We start from the raw sequence: 18,471 nt of genomic DNA on the forward strand, positions 1-18,471 counted from the left end.
GATTTGGGAAACAACGCCGCTGTTACCACGAAGAGAGTCCCGTTCTTTGGCCGCCGCCAAGGTGCTGCTTAGCGCCGGAGTACCAAACCTCGGGGATACCCTACACGCGCTGCTACATCAACAATCTGGCATTCCTGGGCGCGATATTTGAGTAATCCGCATGGGAAGAGCAAACTTTTTAGCGACTGGAGTTGTCATATAACTGTTCCAAGGTTTTGGTTTTGAAACCGGGCACCATTATTATGCCATCTACAGATAAATTCACTGTGGTGCACGGCCCACACCATCTGTTGCTGAATAGGGCGAAGATGTATTTATCATCTCTGATACTCATTCCCCACTAATGGATTATATTATCGTGGAGATAGGAAAAATTATATTTTAATTATTCAAAAATTCAGTGAGTCTTGGCGCATCAAATGTGCCTCTCTTCATCAGAATGTGATCTCTTCTTTAAGGTATACACCCGTGTCCGATCTCGAATCTGTTGTCTGTTATCTCTCCCGTGCTGAATCCAGAAAGTCTGTTCTGGCGAAACTGAGCCCAAGGTTGCTGAGTAAACTCGTAAAGGAAATTGAGAAAGAAATAACCGCACGCGATGAAGCTAAAAAAGCGTCACGACTTCTCAAGAAACAACTCCTCCAACGTGCAGAAGAATTAGGGATACCCTATGACCGGCTGAAAGAGAAGTTGGAAAAAGAGCGCAAACCAGCCAGGAAAATCACCTACGAGATTAATGGTCAGCTCGTGCAGTGGTCTGGCCGGGGCCACGCTCCAAGGCTACTGAAACCCATCATCGATTCGATAGGAAAAGAGGCCCTGAAACGGTACATCTCCCAATCAGCGCAACAGGAGTGACATGGCACTCCTGCTGATGCTGTCGCATGACGCATCCTTCATTTCTGTCCAATCATCGTGCAAAAGCCTATAAGAGGCTATCCTGTCAGGCTAGGGCTCAAGACCAGCCTCTCTCCTTTTTCCCCCCTCTGGCGGCGGGCAGCGTAGCTGCCCTGCATAGCCAGGCATTCTTCCCCGTTATCCACAGATAACGGGCGATAGACAAGATCTGATCTTTTAGGAATATTGATCTCTTAAGTAACCATGCATCTATCAAGCGTTCCCGCGCATTTTAAGAGCCTCATCCAATGCATTTTTATGTAGATAACTTTAACTGCGATGGCTTGGTAGCCCGTTATTGGCCATTTCGGTGTGGGATACGAATAAAGGAGGTGGTTGAATTTCAGTCAATTACGGCAGGCAGGTATGCCAGAGCGTACCACTGTCAATGTGGCACGCTCTGAAATGGTTAATTCAGGGGCTGGGGATCGTCTGGTGGATCATCTGCCACAGCGAGAACATATATATAGCGCATCCGTTGGCCGACTTGTCGATTGAATGCAGAAATAGCTGCGCTGCTAAAGTCACGCGCTGAGTTTGATGTCTTCTGGAATAGCTCCTCAGCAACGATCCTGCGCAGTTCATCCTTGGGTTTCTGAGCAAGGCGCTTTGCTCTGCGAACCTGTGCCTTTGTTATCTTCTTGTCATGGCGGAATGACCACGCCTTGGCCACTACATACTGTTTACGCAGGCTGCTATATTCGGTGACAGACATTCTGCCCATCTCGGACAGCGAGATATCTAATCCCAGGTTCTGATCGCTCCGCCATTTTTCGAATGCGGTATTGCGTTCACGGAGCGCCACTTCAACATCCATACCAATCATGTCGAAGAACCGCTCAGTGACCACAATGCTCTTGAAATAAATGGCACCTGTCTTTTGATCTATGTGCTTCTCGCACTCAACCAGGCCAAATCGTTCAAGATCGACAATCCGCCGGGTTCCCCGGGTTATCGAATGGTTGCCAGCGCGAGAGGTAGTGTCCATTGCGCAGTGAAGCGTCAGGGTATGCACTGACGCTTCGACCTGCCATGTGACCCTGTTCATATAGTGCAGCATGGCCATCACCATCGCATTCATGCCCCGTCGCGCGTGCACATAGAAATGGCGACGACGGCCGGCAACCGCCTCCAATAGGGTGAATCCCGCCCAAGAGCAGACATCTCGAGAGGCCGCCAGGTTCATACATGACTTGATGAACTTCGGCCGATGCGGCTTATGGTGACCTGGCGCGCTAAACGCAGGATTGGGGTTAGCAACATAGCAGGAGCGTTCGACAAACGCTCGTCTACGTGCCACAGCCTCGTTATGACCAGGTTTTGTTCTAGATACAGGCATCGCAAACCCGCGTCAGGGATTTGCAGCACTGCAATTTTTGATTCGCAGCCACTGGCACAGTGTTCCCAGTTCAAAAAACACACAAATCGGGACGCAAAAAATCGCCAGCAGCTTGCACACGGAAAACGGAGAGTGCTATCATTGCAACTGAAGAATTAAAGCGTCTCGGCATACGGGACGTTCAGCCCGCCGAGTAATCCTCGGTATGTTCTACATAATTGACCTCCTTAACGTATGTACCTGCTTGCCGGCAGAGTGGTTGGTTAATTGGGATTCCGAGCCCGCTGGGGATGGTCGCCAAACTGACCCCATGCGGGTTTTGCTTTTTTAGCCTACTTCTCTCGCTTGTTCACCGCCTTGCAAGCGGTAGAGTTCATCAAGGGACATCACAACAGCCAACGCCTTTCCGCCCTTCATCACAACCAGTCGGTCTTGTTGGCCAGAGGCGATTCGACTGATGTTAGAAGAAAAGTTCCGGGACATTTCCGTGGCAGAAATGACCTGATCAGCGCGCTCAACAAGTGCAGCCATACCTTCCCCCTTCTTCACCCAAAACTCGAACAATCAATAGCTTCTGATTTTAATCTGATTTTACTCAGAATCCAATGATCTATCGATGATCTCTCGTCATGATCACAAAATCCCCATGCGCTCGACCACATCCTGAGCGATCGAGAGTATCCAGTCTGGTGTTGGCTGCTGGACTTGCAGTAGAGATAGCTGCTGCTCTGTCAGCAGGCCTTCATCCCGCAAGGCAGACCAGAGTCCGGCTGAGTCACGCTGTCCCAGCATCATCTGAAAGTAGAGTTGCTGCTCTCTGGCAAGCCGATTAAGGCCGTCCCGAAGCCGGATATGAAGATCCTCCCATGGCACGTTGGCGACCTGTAGCACTGGTGGCTCCATATCAGGCAGGGCTTCACCTGTATGCTCAAGTTCGTGATCAGGCAGTCTCCCTGTCCACCGCAGCAGCTCATCACGAGTGGCGTCTCCCACGTCGTAGCCGACTGCAATTGTGGTCAGAACCTCTCTCAAAAAAAGCAAGGCTCTGGCCGCGTCCAACACATCCTGCGTCTCTGCCTCGCTGAGCTTTGACGAGCGTCCGATGGACTCGAGGGAATTGATCAATGACGGGCTGATTTGGATCATAATGGCAGCAACAATACTATTATCGACACACGGATGGTAGCATGATGGAACACAAAGATCATTTGGATCATGCTATGGGGACTCAACACAAAGGCAGGCTCTATGTCCAGGCGTGGGCTCGGTACCGACAGGCCAAGGCAAGAAGAAAAACCGTTGTTCACCAGGGCATTGCTGGCAGGCCAGGGATATCCATGCTGAGAGCCGAAGAGGGATGGTGGGTGATCACACCAGCGAGATTTGACGAGTCGCTGGCAACAACCATTTCAGGACTTCCTCAACAGCATCGATGGTATGTGAAGGCAAATCTCAGGGAGCGGCTGCGGGCCGGGTGGTTGATTGATGTTCCAGGGGTCGTCCAATTGCTCAATGCAGCCCATGAATACACCTGGTCGTTTCTACATACTACCCCCTTGGATCTGGCTCACTTGCAGTGCTTCCAGAGGGATCCTGGGTAAGCTTCGCAACAGCCTGTCTGCACACCTTCATGGCCTCCTCCCTGAGCTGGCCATCTAAGTCAGCGCCGAGGGCGTCAAACTCGATCACCGGCGCGATCTCTCGCATACGAGGCAGTGTGATAGCTTTACTCAACTTATAATCGTCGCTGTAACTTCCCATCACCTCGACGATGACTTTCCTGACCCCGAACTCGATCACCGCATCTGGGCGGCAAGGCTCTCCAGAAAGCGGCGCAACAAGGTCACTCAAAGGCTTGATAACGGTTATTGATCTCTGGCACTCCAGCTCTTTTCTTGCCAGAGTTCGCAATGCCTTGAACGTCTCGCGCTCGAAACGGCTATCAACTGGCATCGGGTGCTCTTTCGTTAAGATCGGAACAATGGCCCCCTTGCAGGGTGAGAAGAAGGGGAAGTCCTCTTTTCCCTCTGGATCCGCCAACGTAAATGCCATGATGTATGGCCCCCCTTCAGCGACATTCACCCGCCCAGGCATCACAACTTTCATATGTGACGGGAAAATGTATTCGGATTTATCCCACTCTGCGCCAGATTTTTTGAACCACTGGATCTTCAATTGCTTGCCCACATATTCATGCTTATCAAACATCACAATGAATATTGCATGGGGTCTGGCTCGTCGGGACCACTTTGATTTTGTGGTCTGCAACGTTCTGACCGCACTATTAATTTCGTTGATATTTGTATACAGAATATCTGCAACAGTAAATAACTTATCAACTGTGAGGCTGGCCGCTGCTTTACGAATTCTCTCAATGGCAAGTGACTGGTTATACCTGTTTTCCCCATCAAACCGGTCTAATCTGGATATAGCCAGTAATAGATATATAAGCTTGACCAAACCAGGATCTCCTGGCTTTTTTTTATTCTTCGATGGCTCCTTATCTTGTTCCTCAGGCTCCGTGGGGTCGGAATTAATACGCTGATGGAAGCAAAAATCCAAGCGTTGCCTGACACGCCGTAGCTTGCGCCCTTCTTTCTCAGATTCAGGGTTCGTCACTTTCCAGAACGGACAGTGTTCTTCATGAGCATGATGGTCTGGGTGGTTAACCAGACCAATCACACCTGACGGGTATCTACGTGGATACATGACTACTGGTTTGCTGCTCTGACAGTCACACAAGAGCCAATGTTGTTGCTCTCTCATCTGTAACAGCAAGGATTGTTGCCGTGTATAGGGATCGGATGATGGAGTCCAGGTATCGGAAAGCAACTGCCGCTCTCGCTCTCGCTCTTCTAAAGAACGAACATAACCACCCTTGGTGGCTTCGTAGAACCCTTTCTTGATTACTTTCACAGCGCAGCCCTATTATTTCATGACTTCGTATCTACGGTGTTCGAGATAGGCAATGATGATTGGATAGTGAGCTTCAGGCAGAACAACATGATATGTCATATCAATATATGACATGAGTGAGGAAAGCTTTATTTGATTACTCTCTCGCTTGCTATATCCACTCTGAAAGTCTTTAAGCGATGTAGCCACAATACCGATTGAATCAGCAGGATGAACAGGCTTGAAATTATTTTCGAGTGCCAGTTTCATTGCAGCATAATTCAACCAGTATGGAATATTTTGTCGACTGCAGATCATGCCAATGATTGCCTTCACTTGCAGGGTGTCTTTTTGTGCTTCACGTTCAGCCATGCCTATTGTTAATAACTCATGGCTGAGCTCGTCCTTTCCTTTAGCCCCGCGGTACTGAGGCAAGTTCCACACGTACTCGAGAAAAATACGGCCGAAATATTTTCCAGCCGCGATCAGTTCATTTTTATCTACTGGGGGAAGCCCATTTATTGATTCAACCATTCACACCATAGGGGCGATTGCTCGCCCCTCCCTTAGTGGTTCTCCGCCGCCTTATCCAGCAACCACTTCAGTTGTAGCTGCTGTTCAAAGGACAACTTCATTGATATTGGACCCCCGGCCATCTGGAATTGCAGTACTGCAAACCCGTCGGCCTCAGCAGCAGTGATGCTGTCCACAGTGGGGATAGTTTCGTCCACCAGGGTCAGCGTCTCATTCCAGCCACACTGCAAGTGAGCTGGGGTGGCATTTCCTGGGACCCGTTTTTGTCTTTGTTGCTTGCCTTTTTGGGGAGAGGTTGTACTCGGTTCCTCACCCCCCCCCTCAATCAGCTCTGGATTTGCATCAGGGTTTTCGCTGGTATTCGTGGCGCTAGAGGTGCCACTCTTAGACCGGTCTTGCGGGCTCTTTAAGCCGGCGACCAGCTGCTGCAAATAGCGCTCTGCATTTAACAGCGTGCCGGCATCTAGCTGGGTGATGACGTCCTCAAACTTCGCCTCATCGAGCCTGGATAAATCGACCAACGAGGTGAGTGTGTTGATATTGGTCAACCGCCCGGCCAGTGCTTGGATCCGCTCGTCAGCCCCGAGTAGCTTTCGATACCTGGAGATCGCGGTTTCACTTAACCCAAACTTTGCCGCCGCTTCCCGACCGCTCTTGCGTTTACCATCAAAGCCATGCATCCACTTTTCAATCGCCTGTGCTAACTGAAGGGGCCGCATTGCTATTTTGCCAATATTCTCGAGGATCTGATTAGCGAAGACATCCTGGGTATCGACCTCCATATCAGAGGATTCGATAATGCATGTGATCGTTGCCCAATCCAGCCTATCTGGCCCCGTTACACGCCATCTCCCCTCCCCTGTTTTGATAACAAAGTATCCAGGTTTGTCAGGGTCTTCTCGGACGGTTATCGGTTGGAGAAGTCTGCCTGCAGGTTCAACCTTTCCCTGCAAGTCATCTAGATCCTCTTCTGCCCACTCTGTTCTTGGCTGATCAGGATCAGGTCGAACTCTGTCGTGAGGAATCTCAACCAGCGTTCTTCCTGCCGCAACATCAGGAATAAAGAAGTATTCCGGTTTGCTTACTGGAGTCGAACCTTTATCGTCTGGCTCCGGTTTTTTAAAGAGGGTAATACCCTTAGCCGCCTTTCCCACTGAAGTATCCCCCTTTACTGTCCATCCAGATCTTGCAGCACTGCAACTACCCTGTCGGTGAGAGCCCGGTAGTCATCTGCTGCCGGATGATTGGGTTCGTACTCATCAATGGCTAGACCGGCACCGAAGGCCTGCTTCACAATAGTGGTGTCCCGGATTGTTTCGGGCAGCAGAGGAACATGTTCCCAACGCCCAGTGAGCTCTTCGATGGACATCGTAGTCAGGCGTTCGGTCTTCTTGACTTCATTCAGCATGATGGCCGCCCGCAACTGGGGTCTCATCACCATCAAGCGCTCAACCGTATTGACATATTGCTCCGTCTTACGGATATCGATAGGGCTTGGGTTCATGGGGATCAGCAGCAGGTCGGCATTTGCAACAGCAGCCAGGGCGACTTTTTCTTGGCCAACCATCGAGGTTGAAAAACCCGCTCCTACGTCAGGAGTTACGCCAGCAGTGTCGACAATTATGACGTCATACGCATGGCGATACAGCGGAATTTGCTTTTGCAGGTCATTCGAGAACCCACTGAATACGTCAATTGCCCCCGGCTCATTGTTCCCGAAAAACTGAAAATTGCTCAACGAACCATCTTTTTCACCGTCAATCAGACAAACCCTGCAGCCATACTTTCTGGCGATGATGGAACCAAGGTTCACCGTAGACGTGGTTTTCCCAACCCCGCCCTTCGGATTTGCAATAACGATTACTTTGGATGAACGAAACAGCTTAGCTTGCATGGATAAATCCTCATTTGCACCACAGCCCGGCGCCCGGTTGGCAACTTGATTTGCCTGTCCCCGATGATAGGCTAAGTCACGACAAAATGGAACGATAATATATATATCGACACACTAGATTTGATAAATGGGAACTTTGATATCTGCCTGGCCTTCATTTGCACTCTTAGCCCTACCTATCGTCGCCGCTGCTCTGCTGTACCCCTTCTGCGGGTTGCTGTGCTCGGCAATATCCCGGGTGTTTACAGAGAAAGTGTCATTCTCCCTTCATTATCTTGGAACCCTCACGCATGAGTTAACGCATGGCATAGTCGCAATCCCGTTCGGGATCCTCCCGACCCGTTTGAGGTTACAACGTGTTCCAGGGTATGAGGGGGTGCTCGGCACCTTAGATGTCAGGTACCAGCGTGGCCTCCTTTCACTGGTAGGGATGGGGTGCGTCGGTAGCGCACCATTAAGCATTTCTATGCTCACACCGGCACTGATTATGCCAGAGTCCCATACCCTGTTGGCAGCATGGTTGCAGGCACCTCACATCGATACTCTTCCTGCAACACTGCTGACTGTCCTGCCCTATGTTCTACTTTTTGGCGGGCTAGGCTTCCCCTTCCTGGCTTACGCACGACTGTCTCGGGCGGACATAAAGGCTTGCCTTCCTCTGCTTGCAACACTGCTCATCATTGCCAGCTTCGGTGTCAGCACATTCCCTACCTTCTTCCTCGAATACCAGCCTCAGGTGTTTAACGTACTGATCTATGCCTTGGCCAGCTCTGCCATTTCTCTCATGGCCGTGATCACGAGCTGGATGACCTTAGTGTTAATGGCGAGCATTCTTCGATCTGTTCAGTGAGAATGAGTGGCACCTCTTTCAGACCGAGTTGTTCCAGCGCTCCGACAGGACATGTCTTAAAGATCCGAATTTCCCTACGAACCCTATAACTCAGCGCGAACTCAGGTTCACATCCGGGAAGCCTCTGAGCAATCACGTATACCTGCCGGCCAGCGTCATAGACGACCACTGGCTGATAACCTGAGCTGCACCGCACCTTGAAGTTGGGTTCGCTCTCTGGTGTCAAACGCATCACAAAACCTCCATCTCCTCACACTGGTTATAATTGGCAAAGCTACAGGAGTGGTTACAATAATGCTATCCGCAGAGCATCGCGGTACGAAACGACCAACAATAATAATTATTTTGCACATCCAATTGACCTTCTCTGTGTCGATATATATATTTTCGACGCGGGGATTGATAAAGGAAAACGTAACGATGATTCACCCCCCGATTAATGAGGTGACCCATGCGGACCTCAAGACCCTTCTTCTTGACGAGCGCAACGTGCTGGAGGCCCTGTACTGCATCCCTTTCGAGGGTAAGGAACGAGCCTCGGATGGAGAGAAGACTTGGTACCGCATTGTCTTTAGAGTGAGAATTGGTGAAGAAGTGTCAGAGCTGGTACTGATGAGTTCTCGTAGAGGGGCTAAGAAGTACCGGTCATTTAGAGACGCAAAGAAAGTTCTAGAGTATATCGATGAGAATTTCGACGTTGCGGAGGTCCATTTCCTACGCAAGTTTGAGAATGATTTCAACTCTCGTCTAGAACAGCCTTAATCACCTAGGGCCCCGCCCCTTCCCACTCTCCTCGTCCCAGTATTGCTGCAACGCTATTTGGCGTTGCAGTTCTGCAACCCCATGGAAGAGAGGAGAATCCATCCATGATTCAATCGATCAATTCCGCTGTTCTGAAAGGCAGTGTGAATGTCCAGTTGGCCATTTCTGGCCTCATGAAGCGCCCCCCCACCCGAGCTATCGTCGGTACCGTAGGCTTGGTCGCGGCAACCTCTGCTCTCGCCGGTAACGGCGGCGACACCCTGCTGAAAGACTCCTACGACTCGACGATGGGGGTGGCGACCGGCTACGGCGGCAAACTGGCGACCGGCGTCAGCGGCACCTTCGCCATGATCGGCTCCGTCTTCAAGTTCCAGCCGCAGTTGTTGATGTCGGCCCTGGGGGTCGGTTTCACTGCGAACGGTATTGACAACATTGTCGACTTCACGGTAACAGCCCTGATCTGATGTTACTCCGGGGCGGGTCTACATAGGCCCGCCTGCTCGTGGAGATAGGAGTTTTCTATGTCGTCCGATTATGAAATGTATTTAGTTCCCGAACGCCTTGATGACCCTTTCAAAATACTGATATTCACTACACAAGAACTCGGCTTACTACTTGCACCAATTCTCGTGGGTTGGAACGCAGGCCAATTCATTCTTGGGCTTGCTGTAGGTATCGCCTTCTACCTGGTATTTAGAAAGGCACAAAAAGGTGACCCGGATTTTTTATCACATGTCAAATATTGGATATTTCCAAAATTTGTTAGCGGCCTGAGATATTTGCCTGACTCAGCAATCCGCGTGTACTACAGCTGAGGCCTGCATGTCAGAAGTGAAGAATAATAGCGATGATGTCGCTAAAGCCAGTCGCAAAATCAACGGCTGGAAATTCATGGTGCTATTGACGATGACCGCCAACGTAGCACTGTCCTTTAAAATATTTTTATATGACCCTCCGGTCAAACACGTTCCTACTCGCACTTGCAAAGAGTATTCATTGGCCAGCAAGGCTGGCGACAGCGCCTACTATGAACAACTTGCGTATGAAGATGCGCTGTTGTTTTTCAACATGACCGCTGACACGGTAGGTCTCTCCGCAAGAGTTCTTTTAAGAAGGGCAGCACCTACTGCGCACACGAAGCTGAAGGCATGGATAAATGACCAAGCGAAAGAGATTAAGACAAAAGGCTATAAGTTTGTCTTTTTCCAATCAGACATCTATTTCGATGCCCCCACACAATTAGCGATCGTTCGAGGGGTCCAAGAAATTCGTCTTGGCAGCAGGCCTGTTGGTGACCCCAAAGAAGTGCTGTACGGATTCAGATATAAGCCTGAAACAGGTCAATTGCTTGACATTGTCGATCTTGGAGAGAGCAAATGAGAAAGGTATTTGTATTAGCGATGGCAATTTGCAGTCCTGCAATTTTCGCCGTAACGCCAGTCACCTTTACCGAAGGGAAACCAGTAACTATTGGCATATCGAGAGATGAGCCCAATTTCATTTCATTTACCGACGACAGGATTGCTCAACTTTCTGTGCCGGGGGGAATGATCGAACACTCGATTGATACTGACACTGGCGAGCTCATGATTATTCCAACTGAATCGGGCGCCCTGGAGAAGAAGATCAGTGCCCTGGTCACCACCGAGAATGGTATTCGGCTTCGCGTCAGCTTCCAGCCCCGGCAAGGGGAACCTGCAGAAGTAATTCTTTCTCCCTCCATCCCCCCTGCTGCGGCAAATAGTTATACCCCACCAGTAGGCACTGTTGCTGCGCAAGTCCCCAAGCTGGTTTGGGGGAAAGAGTTCAGCTCAGAGAAAGAAGCCGCTCTCGGTTTGGCCCAGGAGATGGTTCGCTTCATACCTTCCGCGTCACGTTTACCTGATGGGGTGGAAATGCGGGTCATGGATACCGGTGTGAAGACGGCATTACCAGATGGTTTTGATGTCCGGCTTACTCAACTCTGGCTTACAACCGCATTGGTAGGAGAGAAGCTGGACATCGTAAATAAGGGCACGGTTTCACTGCCGTTGCATGAGCGCCAGCTCAATGCTTCCTCAGGTGTTGGTGTGTATGTAGATGCGCCTATGTATCTGATGGAAAAGGACGCATTTATGGTGCCGCCGAAACATCATATCACCGCTTATCGGATCCGCAGGAACTAAGGGCCTCCAATGAACAGAGTAGAACCTAGCGTAACTGACCCGTCCATGTCAGAGGTCCCTGCTGATGAAGTAATTGAGCAGGAGCTCACTCCAGAGAATCCAGCTGCAAGAAGGCGAAAAGGATGGATATGGTTTGGTGTGCTTCTGTGCGTTTGCTTCCTCATTGGCGGAGCCTATACGGTTTACAGCCTATATACGGAAGATCAAGTAGCAGCCACCTCGACCCAAGGCACCACTGCCGCTGACATTGCCAAACGGCTTTCCCAGAACCAGGGGAAATGGAGGCTCCCTGATCTCACCAAAAACCAGGACTATGCATCGAGCTATGCGGAACAACTGGACCAAGAACTCTCCGTGACGCAACGAAAGCAGAGCGAGATGTTGGGTACCGTGGCCAGCCTTGCCGACTCATTCAAGGCACTGGAAGAGACCCTTAAGAAGGAGCGGGAGGCGGCACTGGCTAATCAAGAGGATCTACTTGCTCGCCTGGAGGCTGACGCCGCAGCACGCCAACAGCTGGAGGGGAAAGTTGCAGAACTGCAAGGTGAGCTGTCCAAGACTGGGAACGGTGGAGCGGTCGATGCTGATGGTCTTCCGGCAGGTGCTTCAGCACGAAATACTCCAGCTGTTCGCGGCTACGCACAGCCTAATCCTGCAGCTAACGCCGGCACTCCAGTAACAGGAAAGCCGAAGTGGGAAACCCTCGAATTCAACCTTTCCTCCCGCAAGAAAGGTGGCAAGCCGATTGGTGAAGACTACCTCCCCCCAGGTAGCTATGCGCCCGGGCGTATCATTATCGGTGCTCGGACATCTGCGTCTGTAGACGCGCAGAAAGACCCGCGCCCGCTACTGGTTCGTATTGAAGGTCGAGCTGTGGCAGGGATGGACAAGCATGGCAAGAAACACTTTGTTGATACCACTGGTTGCGTTGTGGAAGCGGCAGCCTATGGGGACGAGTCGGCGGAGATGTCACCTGCCCGTATCAGTTTGATGTCATGTACCTATCCTGACGGCCGCAACGTATCTGTTCGAGTCAACGGCTATTTGGCCAGTCGTGGCCAGTATGGGATAAAGGGGGAAGTAGTCCGTAGAGAAGGCGACCTGATGACTCACGCTTTCTGGGCTGGGGCTCTCGGCTCAACAGGCGATGTAGTTCAGGGACTCCAGGGCGAGACCAGCAAGAGTGCAATGGGCACAGTGAAAACCTATGACGGTGGCGATGCCGTGCTTGATCTTGCTGGCGGAGCGTTGAAATCCACCGGTACTCAAATGCAACGCTACTACATAAAACGCCTGGAACAGATCCAGCCGGTCTTGCCAATCAAAGCAGGCACACCCGTTGAGATCGTGTTTTTCACTCCCGTCGACCTCTCCGGCCAACAAGAGTTGCAGGACGGGGCCCGCCAAACCGCAACCGCTCAGCAGCAGACTCCCTCTGGGGTTTATATCAACAACCAGGCTCTCAATACTGCGCCATCTCCGCAGAACTACCAACAAGCGGCACAGCAGGTAATCCAATATGCCCAGCCTGTCACCACACAGGTGCAGGGTTCACAGGCTCAGGATGCGACCGTAACCAACTGGAACACCAGTCTTTACTAAACAGGAATAACATGAAATACATTAAATTTAACGCCGTTAATTTAATTGCGTTTACATTGATTGTTCTGGCAGGGATCGCCGGATATTTCATCAGCACACGTAATTCCGGGCTCGAGTCGGTACAACAACGGTTTGCAGAACACTTCCCTAAATCCAAAGATGTGAAGATCAATGCGTCCCCCATTGCAGGTCTGTATGAAGTCGTATCCTCGACGAACCTGTATTACACCGATACCGAGGCGAAGCTGCTTTTTGTCGGTGGGATTTATGACCCGAGCATCCAAAGAGATATCACTGTAGACCGCAAGCGCGCCCTGGGCATTTTGCCGAAGGAAAATAGCAAGGAAGGCCATATATCCACTGAGGGCAGGCCTACGCTTCCCACCAGTGTTCCAGCAGAAGCCTTCGAAGAAATAGCACAATATTCAATTACGCTGCATGACGCTGGCCCGGATGCCCCTGTCATATACGAAATTTTCGATCCTCAGTGTGGTTGGTGCAATAGGCTCTACTCTGAAAGCAAGAGTGCTGGATTGAATGCAACCATTCGCGCACTGCTTATACCGAACATCTCTGACAAGAGCATGATTCAGGATGTTTTCTGCTCCAATGAACCACTGAAAACTATAGAAAACTTCGCTCAGCGTAGATATGTGATATCCGGTGTGAGAACAGATTGTGACACTGCTGGGCTGCAGAAAATATATGACTTCTACAATCAATATTTCACCACTATGCCGAAAGACCCGAACACCAACATTCGAAGGATGGGCACTCCTATTTTGTATGATGGACGAACCGGCTCGTTGATTTCTGAAGGGTATCTGGATCAATCATCTCTCAATCAGGTTATTAAAAATATTCACAAGACCAAGTAGTCATAACTGAGGAACAGATATGAACAACGTAATGAAGTATGCAATTATTTCTTTCGCCTTTCTGCTGGGTGGGTGCGCCGCATCCACCTATAAAACAGATTACGAGTGCAAATCGGATGATGGTATCTCACCCTGCCTTACCACTCAGGACGTAGATAATCTCAGCCCGGTCCCTAAATCAGTAAAGCAGAAGGGCTCTGCCGTTCTTAAAGACGATGCCGAGCCCTATAACATCCCCACTCCTACATACACGCCGGGACGGATTCCTGACCAGCAGGCCAGGATGTGGTTCGCGCCTGTAGAAGATACCCAAAATGACCTCTGGTTTGATCAACAATATATTTGGTTTGTGAAAAAAGGTCGCTGGGCTGGCGCAGGCATAAAAAACTAATGGCGGTGATGATATGAGGTGGTTTGATTCTATAACTGAATCCATAGGGAATTTTTTCACATTTGGTGATGATGAAATGGGGCGTGCAACGCCCTATCATCCTTCCACCAAGTCCTTCTATGATGGTGCTGGCATTGCGTCACTCATATCGCTACGGAGTTTCGATTCTGAAACAATGATGGCGATAAACAGCAATAGCTATGGATATGTGTTGGAGCTCGCACCATTAAATGGGGCAGATGAGGAAACCGTCAGGCAGCTTGCACAAGCATATTCAAGCATGGGTGAAAATGTCTATGGACAGATAATCCTTGAAATATCAGATAAGTGTCGTGATCAATTAGACCGCTGGGCTAATTCACGCACGGATCCAAACCCTCTAATACAAAAAATGACCACAGAGCGAGTCAAGCATCTTGCCAGCGGCATTAACGGCTCGATTTTTCCTGGCCGTACAATGCGCCTGATGCATCACCGGGCATTTTTCGTTTGGGCAAAGGCGGGAAAACCCAAGAGCACGGATCTCGAGCAAGCAGTCAATATGCGTGAGTCGTTCCAAGCGAGTTTAGAGCAAGCGGGGATTGCCAACCGTGTTCTTGGTAAAGACAGTATCGTCTCCTTGACCAGCGATTGGATCAGCCGTACTCGTGACCCGTACCCGGCCCAGATCACTACTGATGATGTCACTCCGCTAAATGAGCAGGCCACCGAACCTGATTCCAAACTGCGCGTAAAAATGTCCAACTTAGTGCTCAATGAGGGCACTGAGGATGCATTTGACGTTCGCGTTTTTACCGTCAAGAAGCGCCCCAGGCTTTGGGCCCAGTGGCAAAATCAAGACCTCTTGGGGAGCGTGTTTCAGGATGCGATGCGCTACACCGGCTCGGTGTTGATGGTCACGAGTTTCTATATTCCCAAGCAAGACAGGATGATCGAAAAGGCCACGACAGAAGCCTTAAAAACAACAAAGAAGGCTCAGGATACAAGCATACTGGCCGCCCTGAACCCGAATGTGCGACAACAGGCGCAAGAGTGGCTATTCGTTAAGAAGCACATGGACGATGGCGAGAAAGCGATTAAGCTTCATCAGTCCGTTATCATGTTTGCACCGGATGGCGAAGGAAACCGCTGTGAAGAGCAAGCGAAAGCTATTTTCGAATCAGCTAAAGGATGGCGCTTAAAAAAAATTCGCTTCTTGTCTCTTGCATATTTCATGACTTGCATTCCATTCTCAGCGGCAGAGGGGTTATTTGATGACCTTGATGATCTTGGCATGACACGCCACATGATGAGCTGGAATCTTGCAAACCTTGCAAACTTACAAGGTGAATGGCGCGGCCAGAACTGCGAACCATTAATGCTATTGCTAGGCCGTCGTGGTCAGCTGATGAACATCAACCCGTTCAAAAACCCAGACGGCAACTTCAATATGTCGGTGGTAGGGAAATCAGGTTCTGGCAAATCAGTCACCATGAACTATATTACTGAGTGCGTCCTAGCAGCAGGCGGAAGAGATTTCACCATCGATATTGGCGGCTCGTATAAATATAGCTGCGAACTGTTCTCCGGGACATACATCGATCTTGATGATAATTTATCACTAAACCCCTTCTCCAATATCGGCCCTGCGAAAAATGCGTCACCACAAGAGCAAAATGAATATTGGCAAGAAGTTAACTCTCTGATTACCTCAATTGTCGCGTCCATGGCACGGCAACGACAGGATATTACCGATACAGAAGAGAGTATCCTGAGCGACGTAATACCCTTTGTTATAAATAAGCATAAGCAAGCTACAACCTTTACGCTCATCTATGAGGAGATGATGCTCCGTAGTGAAGAGGTAGGAATACCTGAAACGACAAGGGCTATCATTTATGAACTCGCGCTGACAATCAAACCCTTCACCAAGCTAGGCCCATGGGGGCAGTTCTTTGAACGCCCATGTAACATAAATTTCGACTCCAGATACGTTGTTCTTGAGACAGAGAAATTTGCTCAAGGTGGAGCTCGAATGTTACAAGTCGTTATGAAAATATTAATGTTCCATGTAACAGAGAAAATGTATCTCGGAGACCGAAAAAGTCCTGTTATTTTGAAAATTGATGAAGGATGGAAACTACTTGAAGGCCGAGACTCAAAATTCGTAGAAGACGTTTCAAGACGGGCAAGAAAGTACGTTGGGGCTCTTGTCACTGGCACGCAAGGTGTTGATGATTACTTCAGAAACCCCGCTGCAGCCGCTGTATTCGCAAACAGCGACTGGTTATTTATGATGTCTCAGAAAAAGGAATCCATTGCTGCCCTTTCGAAAAGTGAACGGGTCGTGCTAGATGACTATCAAATGCGCCTGCTAAAATCTGTACGCAGAGATGATGAACGTTACAGTGAAGTAATGATCTTCGGCCCAGGCAATATCAATTCGATTGGCCGCGTGACTTTGGACCGATTCTCTATAGCTAGTTATTCGACTAAAGGCGAGGACTACACAAGAGTTGGCGAGCTAAAAGAGTTCTACGGAAGTATGGGGCTTGGTTCTAATGACCTAGTTATGGCCCTTGAACATATGAAGCTCGAATATCTTTATAAGGCAGCAGGCCATACGCCTCATGATGCGAACAAAATGGCAAGAGACCAAGTGCTAGGCGTAAAAGCTGCTTAAAAACATGGAGAGGTTATCCTCTCCATTTTTACAGTGAGACGAAGTTGAACAACCCCAAAGTGATGGGCTGTCTTTTAAATTCACAGGATAAAACAATGATTGATTACCTAGATGAAATTACGCCAGATGTTATTTCAACAGTGCCTGACGGATACCATGGGCGCTGCAAGATTATTTTCGAAAGAGGCTACAGTCGTGAATCATGTGCCGTATTCCCCACTTTCGATGAAGCAGAACATGCGGCTAATATGGGGGTAAATCCCACCGTGGGGGGATATTCCAGTGTCATAATTGAAGCAACTACTGAAGCGGTAACACACAATACAGCTGTCGATTGGCTCACAGACTAGCTAACAGCTTTGTTCCTCGAGCGGTTGCAGTTCTGCAGCCGCAACTTCTCTCAGCCACCCTTCATACCGTCTTGTCGCCGGCCGACAGAGCGCCTTGAGCGGTTGCAGCACTGCAACGTGCTCCTGCCCACGATCACCCGCCCCTCAGGGCCAGGCCGCCGGACCGGGTCGCCCACCAGATGATGGCCCTGTCTGCCGTCCCGCTCGGGCACCTGGCCATGGTCCAGCAGCACGCCCACCGGATCTGATCTCGCACCACCAGAGAGAGGCTGGGGCTGCCGGCCAGCGGGGTACCTCGAGCGGTTGCAGCACTGCAGCGCACTCCTGGGAACCAGGCCACCGAGCGCGCCGCCCACCAGGTGATGGCCTCTGTCTGCCGTCCCGTCCGGGGACATGGCCATGGCCCAGCAGCACGCCCACCGGATCTGATCTCGCACCACCAGGGAAATGCTGGGGCTGCCGGCCAGCGGGGTGCCTCGAGCGGTTGCAGCACTGCAGCGTGCTCCTGCCCACGATCACCCGCCCCTCAGGGCCAGGCCGCAGGACTGAGTCGCCCGCCAGGTGATGGCCTCTGTCTGCCGTTCCGCCCGGGGACTTGGCCATGGTCCAGCAGCACGCCCACCGGATCTGATCTCGCACCACCAGGGAGAGGCTGGGGCTGCTGGCCAGCGGGGTGCCTCGAGCGGTTGCAGCACTGCAGCTCACTCCTGCCCACGATCACCCGTCCCAGGGGGCCAGGCCGCCGGAGCGGGTCGTCCACCAGGTGATGGCCCTGTCTGCCGTCCCGCCCGGGCACTTGGCCATGGTCCAGCAGCACGCCCACCGGATCTGATCTCGCACCACCAGGGAGAGGCTGGGGCTGCCGGCCAGCGGGGTACCTCGAGCGGTTGCAGCACTGCAGCGCGTTCCTGTCCGCGATCACCCCTCTTGAGGCCAGACCGCCGGACTGGGCCGCATGGCCAAGGCGCTGCCGCGCATCGATGCCACCCAGCAGCTGCGCCTAGGGACATGGCTATATACAGGCTGCGTCCACGGCATGTAAGTCTCATGCTGCAAATTGCCGACCGGCTCACTTGCAGGCATCAAGAATTAGTAGTCATGACGCAGTTCGGAGAACAGTGGTTGAGAGCAGGCCTGCGACCTGAACTTCATATCAACCATCGGAAACAATGGAAATAAAAAGGCCGGCACTAGGCCGGCTAAAGGAAAACGTAGATAGTCCCGCGGTAGATGGCGTTGTTTCCCAAATCAG

19 protein-coding genes are annotated in these 18,471 nt (G+C 50.8%); 12 read left to right on the plus strand and 7 right to left on the minus strand.

From position 1 onward, the window contains the following. Positions 1 to 468 precede the first annotated feature (468 nt). Entirely contained in the window at positions 469 to 858 is a 390-nt protein-coding gene (locus tag BN1130_RS21500) for an H-NS family nucleoid-associated regulatory protein (RefSeq protein ID WP_171006535.1), read from the plus strand. A 448-nt stretch (positions 859 to 1,306) separates the two neighbouring features. Here the strand turns inward: BN1130_RS21500 and repA are convergent, their stop codons facing one another. The 7 genes from repA to BN1130_RS04090 form a co-directional block, all read right to left on the minus strand. Further along, the gene (gene repA, locus BN1130_RS04060; RefSeq protein WP_084218120.1) at positions 1,307 to 2,236 is read right to left on the minus strand and encodes a plasmid replication initiator RepA; all 930 of its coding nucleotides are present in this window, start codon (positions 2,234 to 2,236) and stop codon (positions 1,307 to 1,309) included. A 327-nt stretch (positions 2,237 to 2,563) separates the two neighbouring features. Next, on the minus strand, positions 2,564 to 2,767 hold the full coding sequence (locus BN1130_RS04065; protein ID WP_042040488.1) for a type II toxin-antitoxin system Phd/YefM family antitoxin: 204 nt from the start codon (positions 2,765 to 2,767) through the stop codon (positions 2,564 to 2,566). 102 nt (positions 2,768 to 2,869) lie between these two features. Continuing rightward, positions 2,870 to 3,382, minus strand: coding sequence for a lysozyme family protein (locus tag BN1130_RS04070; protein WP_042040489.1), 513 nt, complete (start codon positions 3,380 to 3,382; stop codon positions 2,870 to 2,872). A 402-nt stretch (positions 3,383 to 3,784) separates the two neighbouring features. After that, complete coding sequence (locus BN1130_RS04075; protein WP_157013892.1) at positions 3,785 to 5,152, minus strand: DUF8535 domain-containing protein; 1,368 nt, start codon at positions 5,150 to 5,152, stop codon at positions 3,785 to 3,787. Positions 5,153 to 5,164: 12 nt separating this feature from the next. Further along, a complete protein-coding gene (locus BN1130_RS04080) occupies positions 5,165 to 5,665 on the minus strand; it encodes a hypothetical protein (RefSeq protein ID WP_042040492.1) in 501 nt (166 codons plus the stop codon). A 32-nt stretch (positions 5,666 to 5,697) separates the two neighbouring features. Beyond that, positions 5,698 to 6,819, minus strand: coding sequence for a ParB/RepB/Spo0J family partition protein (locus BN1130_RS04085; RefSeq protein WP_084218121.1), 1,122 nt, complete (start codon positions 6,817 to 6,819; stop codon positions 5,698 to 5,700). 14 nt (positions 6,820 to 6,833) lie between these two features. Further along, positions 6,834 to 7,559, minus strand: a complete 726-nt coding sequence (locus BN1130_RS04090) for a ParA family protein (protein ID WP_042040494.1) — start codon at positions 7,557 to 7,559, stop codon at positions 6,834 to 6,836. A 487-nt stretch (positions 7,560 to 8,046) separates the two neighbouring features. Here BN1130_RS04090 and BN1130_RS22100 point away from each other — a divergent pair, with 487 nt between their 5' ends. The 11 genes from BN1130_RS22100 (at position 8,047) to BN1130_RS22105 (ending at position 17,219) form a co-directional block, all read left to right on the plus strand. After that, positions 8,047 to 8,409, plus strand: coding sequence for a hypothetical protein (locus BN1130_RS22100; protein ID WP_157013893.1), 363 nt, complete (start codon positions 8,047 to 8,049; stop codon positions 8,407 to 8,409). Positions 8,410 to 8,829: 420 nt separating this feature from the next. Beyond that, positions 8,830 to 9,171: a hypothetical protein gene (locus BN1130_RS04100; RefSeq protein ID WP_137736210.1), complete on the plus strand. Its 342-nt coding sequence runs from the start codon at positions 8,830 to 8,832 to the stop codon at positions 9,169 to 9,171. Positions 9,172 to 9,275: 104 nt separating this feature from the next. Then, the gene (locus tag BN1130_RS04105; RefSeq protein WP_042040498.1) at positions 9,276 to 9,635 is read left to right on the plus strand and encodes a hypothetical protein; all 360 of its coding nucleotides are present in this window, start codon (positions 9,276 to 9,278) and stop codon (positions 9,633 to 9,635) included. A gap of 57 nt (positions 9,636 to 9,692) precedes the next feature. Next, positions 9,693 to 9,986, plus strand: a complete 294-nt coding sequence (traL, locus tag BN1130_RS04110; protein WP_042040499.1) for a type IV conjugative transfer system protein TraL — start codon at positions 9,693 to 9,695, stop codon at positions 9,984 to 9,986. A gap of 7 nt (positions 9,987 to 9,993) precedes the next feature. Beyond that, positions 9,994 to 10,551 (plus strand): TraE/TraK family type IV conjugative transfer system protein, encoded by a 558-nt coding sequence (locus BN1130_RS04115; RefSeq protein ID WP_042040501.1) that lies wholly within the window; start codon positions 9,994 to 9,996, stop codon positions 10,549 to 10,551. Then, positions 10,548 to 11,336 carry a TraK domain-containing protein gene (locus BN1130_RS04120; protein ID WP_042040502.1) on the plus strand — a complete coding sequence of 263 codons (789 nt, stop codon included), beginning with the start codon at positions 10,548 to 10,550 and terminating at the stop codon, positions 11,334 to 11,336. The genes BN1130_RS04115 and BN1130_RS04120 overlap by 4 nt, the downstream gene beginning before the upstream one ends. Positions 11,337 to 11,345: 9 nt before the next feature. Then, a complete protein-coding gene (locus BN1130_RS04125) occupies positions 11,346 to 12,938 on the plus strand; it encodes a TraB/TrbI/VirB10 family type IV secretion system protein (protein ID WP_084218122.1) in 1,593 nt (530 codons plus the stop codon). Positions 12,939 to 12,949: 11 nt separating this feature from the next. Beyond that, positions 12,950 to 13,816: a disulfide isomerase DsbC N-terminal domain-containing protein gene (locus BN1130_RS04130; protein ID WP_042040504.1), complete on the plus strand. Its 867-nt coding sequence runs from the start codon at positions 12,950 to 12,952 to the stop codon at positions 13,814 to 13,816. A gap of 19 nt (positions 13,817 to 13,835) precedes the next feature. Beyond that, positions 13,836 to 14,207: a TraV family lipoprotein gene (locus BN1130_RS04135; protein WP_042040505.1), complete on the plus strand. Its 372-nt coding sequence runs from the start codon at positions 13,836 to 13,838 to the stop codon at positions 14,205 to 14,207. A gap of 13 nt (positions 14,208 to 14,220) precedes the next feature. Further along, entirely contained in the window at positions 14,221 to 16,869 is a 2,649-nt protein-coding gene (gene traC, locus BN1130_RS04140; protein WP_084218123.1) for a type IV secretion system protein TraC, read from the plus strand. 44 nt (positions 16,870 to 16,913) lie between these two features. After that, positions 16,914 to 17,219, plus strand: a complete 306-nt coding sequence (locus BN1130_RS22105) for a hypothetical protein (protein ID WP_157013894.1) — start codon at positions 16,914 to 16,916, stop codon at positions 17,217 to 17,219. Positions 17,220 to 18,471: the final 1,252 nt, after the last annotated feature.

This window comes from Aeromonas rivuli, assembly GCF_000820045.1.
Classification (GTDB): Bacteria; Pseudomonadota; Gammaproteobacteria; order Enterobacterales; family Aeromonadaceae; genus Aeromonas; species Aeromonas rivuli.

Bases quoted from the DNA above. Each gene is read 5' to 3' on its own strand.
- repA (WP_084218120.1), bottom strand. From the start codon at position 2,236: ATGCCTGTATCTAGAACAAAACCTGGTCATAACGAGGCTGTGGCACGT.
- BN1130_RS04100 (WP_137736210.1), top strand. From the start codon at position 8,830: ATGATTCACCCCCCGATTAATGAGGTGACCCATGCGGACCTCAAGACC.
- BN1130_RS04130 (WP_042040504.1), top strand. From the start codon at position 12,950: ATGAAATACATTAAATTTAACGCCGTTAATTTAATTGCGTTTACATTG.
- BN1130_RS04065 (WP_042040488.1), bottom strand. From the start codon at position 2,767: ATGGCTGCACTTGTTGAGCGCGCTGATCAGGTCATTTCTGCCACGGAA.
- BN1130_RS22100 (WP_157013893.1), top strand. From the start codon at position 8,047: ATGCCAGAGTCCCATACCCTGTTGGCAGCATGGTTGCAGGCACCTCAC.
- BN1130_RS04125 (WP_084218122.1), top strand. From the start codon at position 11,346: ATGAACAGAGTAGAACCTAGCGTAACTGACCCGTCCATGTCAGAGGTC.
- BN1130_RS04070 (WP_042040489.1), bottom strand. From the start codon at position 3,382: ATGATCCAAATCAGCCCGTCATTGATCAATTCCCTCGAGTCCATCGGA.
- traC (WP_084218123.1), top strand. From the start codon at position 14,221: ATGAGGTGGTTTGATTCTATAACTGAATCCATAGGGAATTTTTTCACA.
- BN1130_RS04120 (WP_042040502.1), top strand. From the start codon at position 10,548: ATGAGAAAGGTATTTGTATTAGCGATGGCAATTTGCAGTCCTGCAATT.
- BN1130_RS04105 (WP_042040498.1), top strand. From the start codon at position 9,276: ATGATTCAATCGATCAATTCCGCTGTTCTGAAAGGCAGTGTGAATGTC.
- BN1130_RS04090 (WP_042040494.1), bottom strand. From the start codon at position 7,559: ATGCAAGCTAAGCTGTTTCGTTCATCCAAAGTAATCGTTATTGCAAAT.
- traL (WP_042040499.1), top strand. From the start codon at position 9,693: ATGTCGTCCGATTATGAAATGTATTTAGTTCCCGAACGCCTTGATGAC.
- BN1130_RS04135 (WP_042040505.1), top strand. From the start codon at position 13,836: ATGAACAACGTAATGAAGTATGCAATTATTTCTTTCGCCTTTCTGCTG.
- BN1130_RS04115 (WP_042040501.1), top strand. From the start codon at position 9,994: ATGTCAGAAGTGAAGAATAATAGCGATGATGTCGCTAAAGCCAGTCGC.
- BN1130_RS04080 (WP_042040492.1), bottom strand. From the start codon at position 5,665: ATGGTTGAATCAATAAATGGGCTTCCCCCAGTAGATAAAAATGAACTG.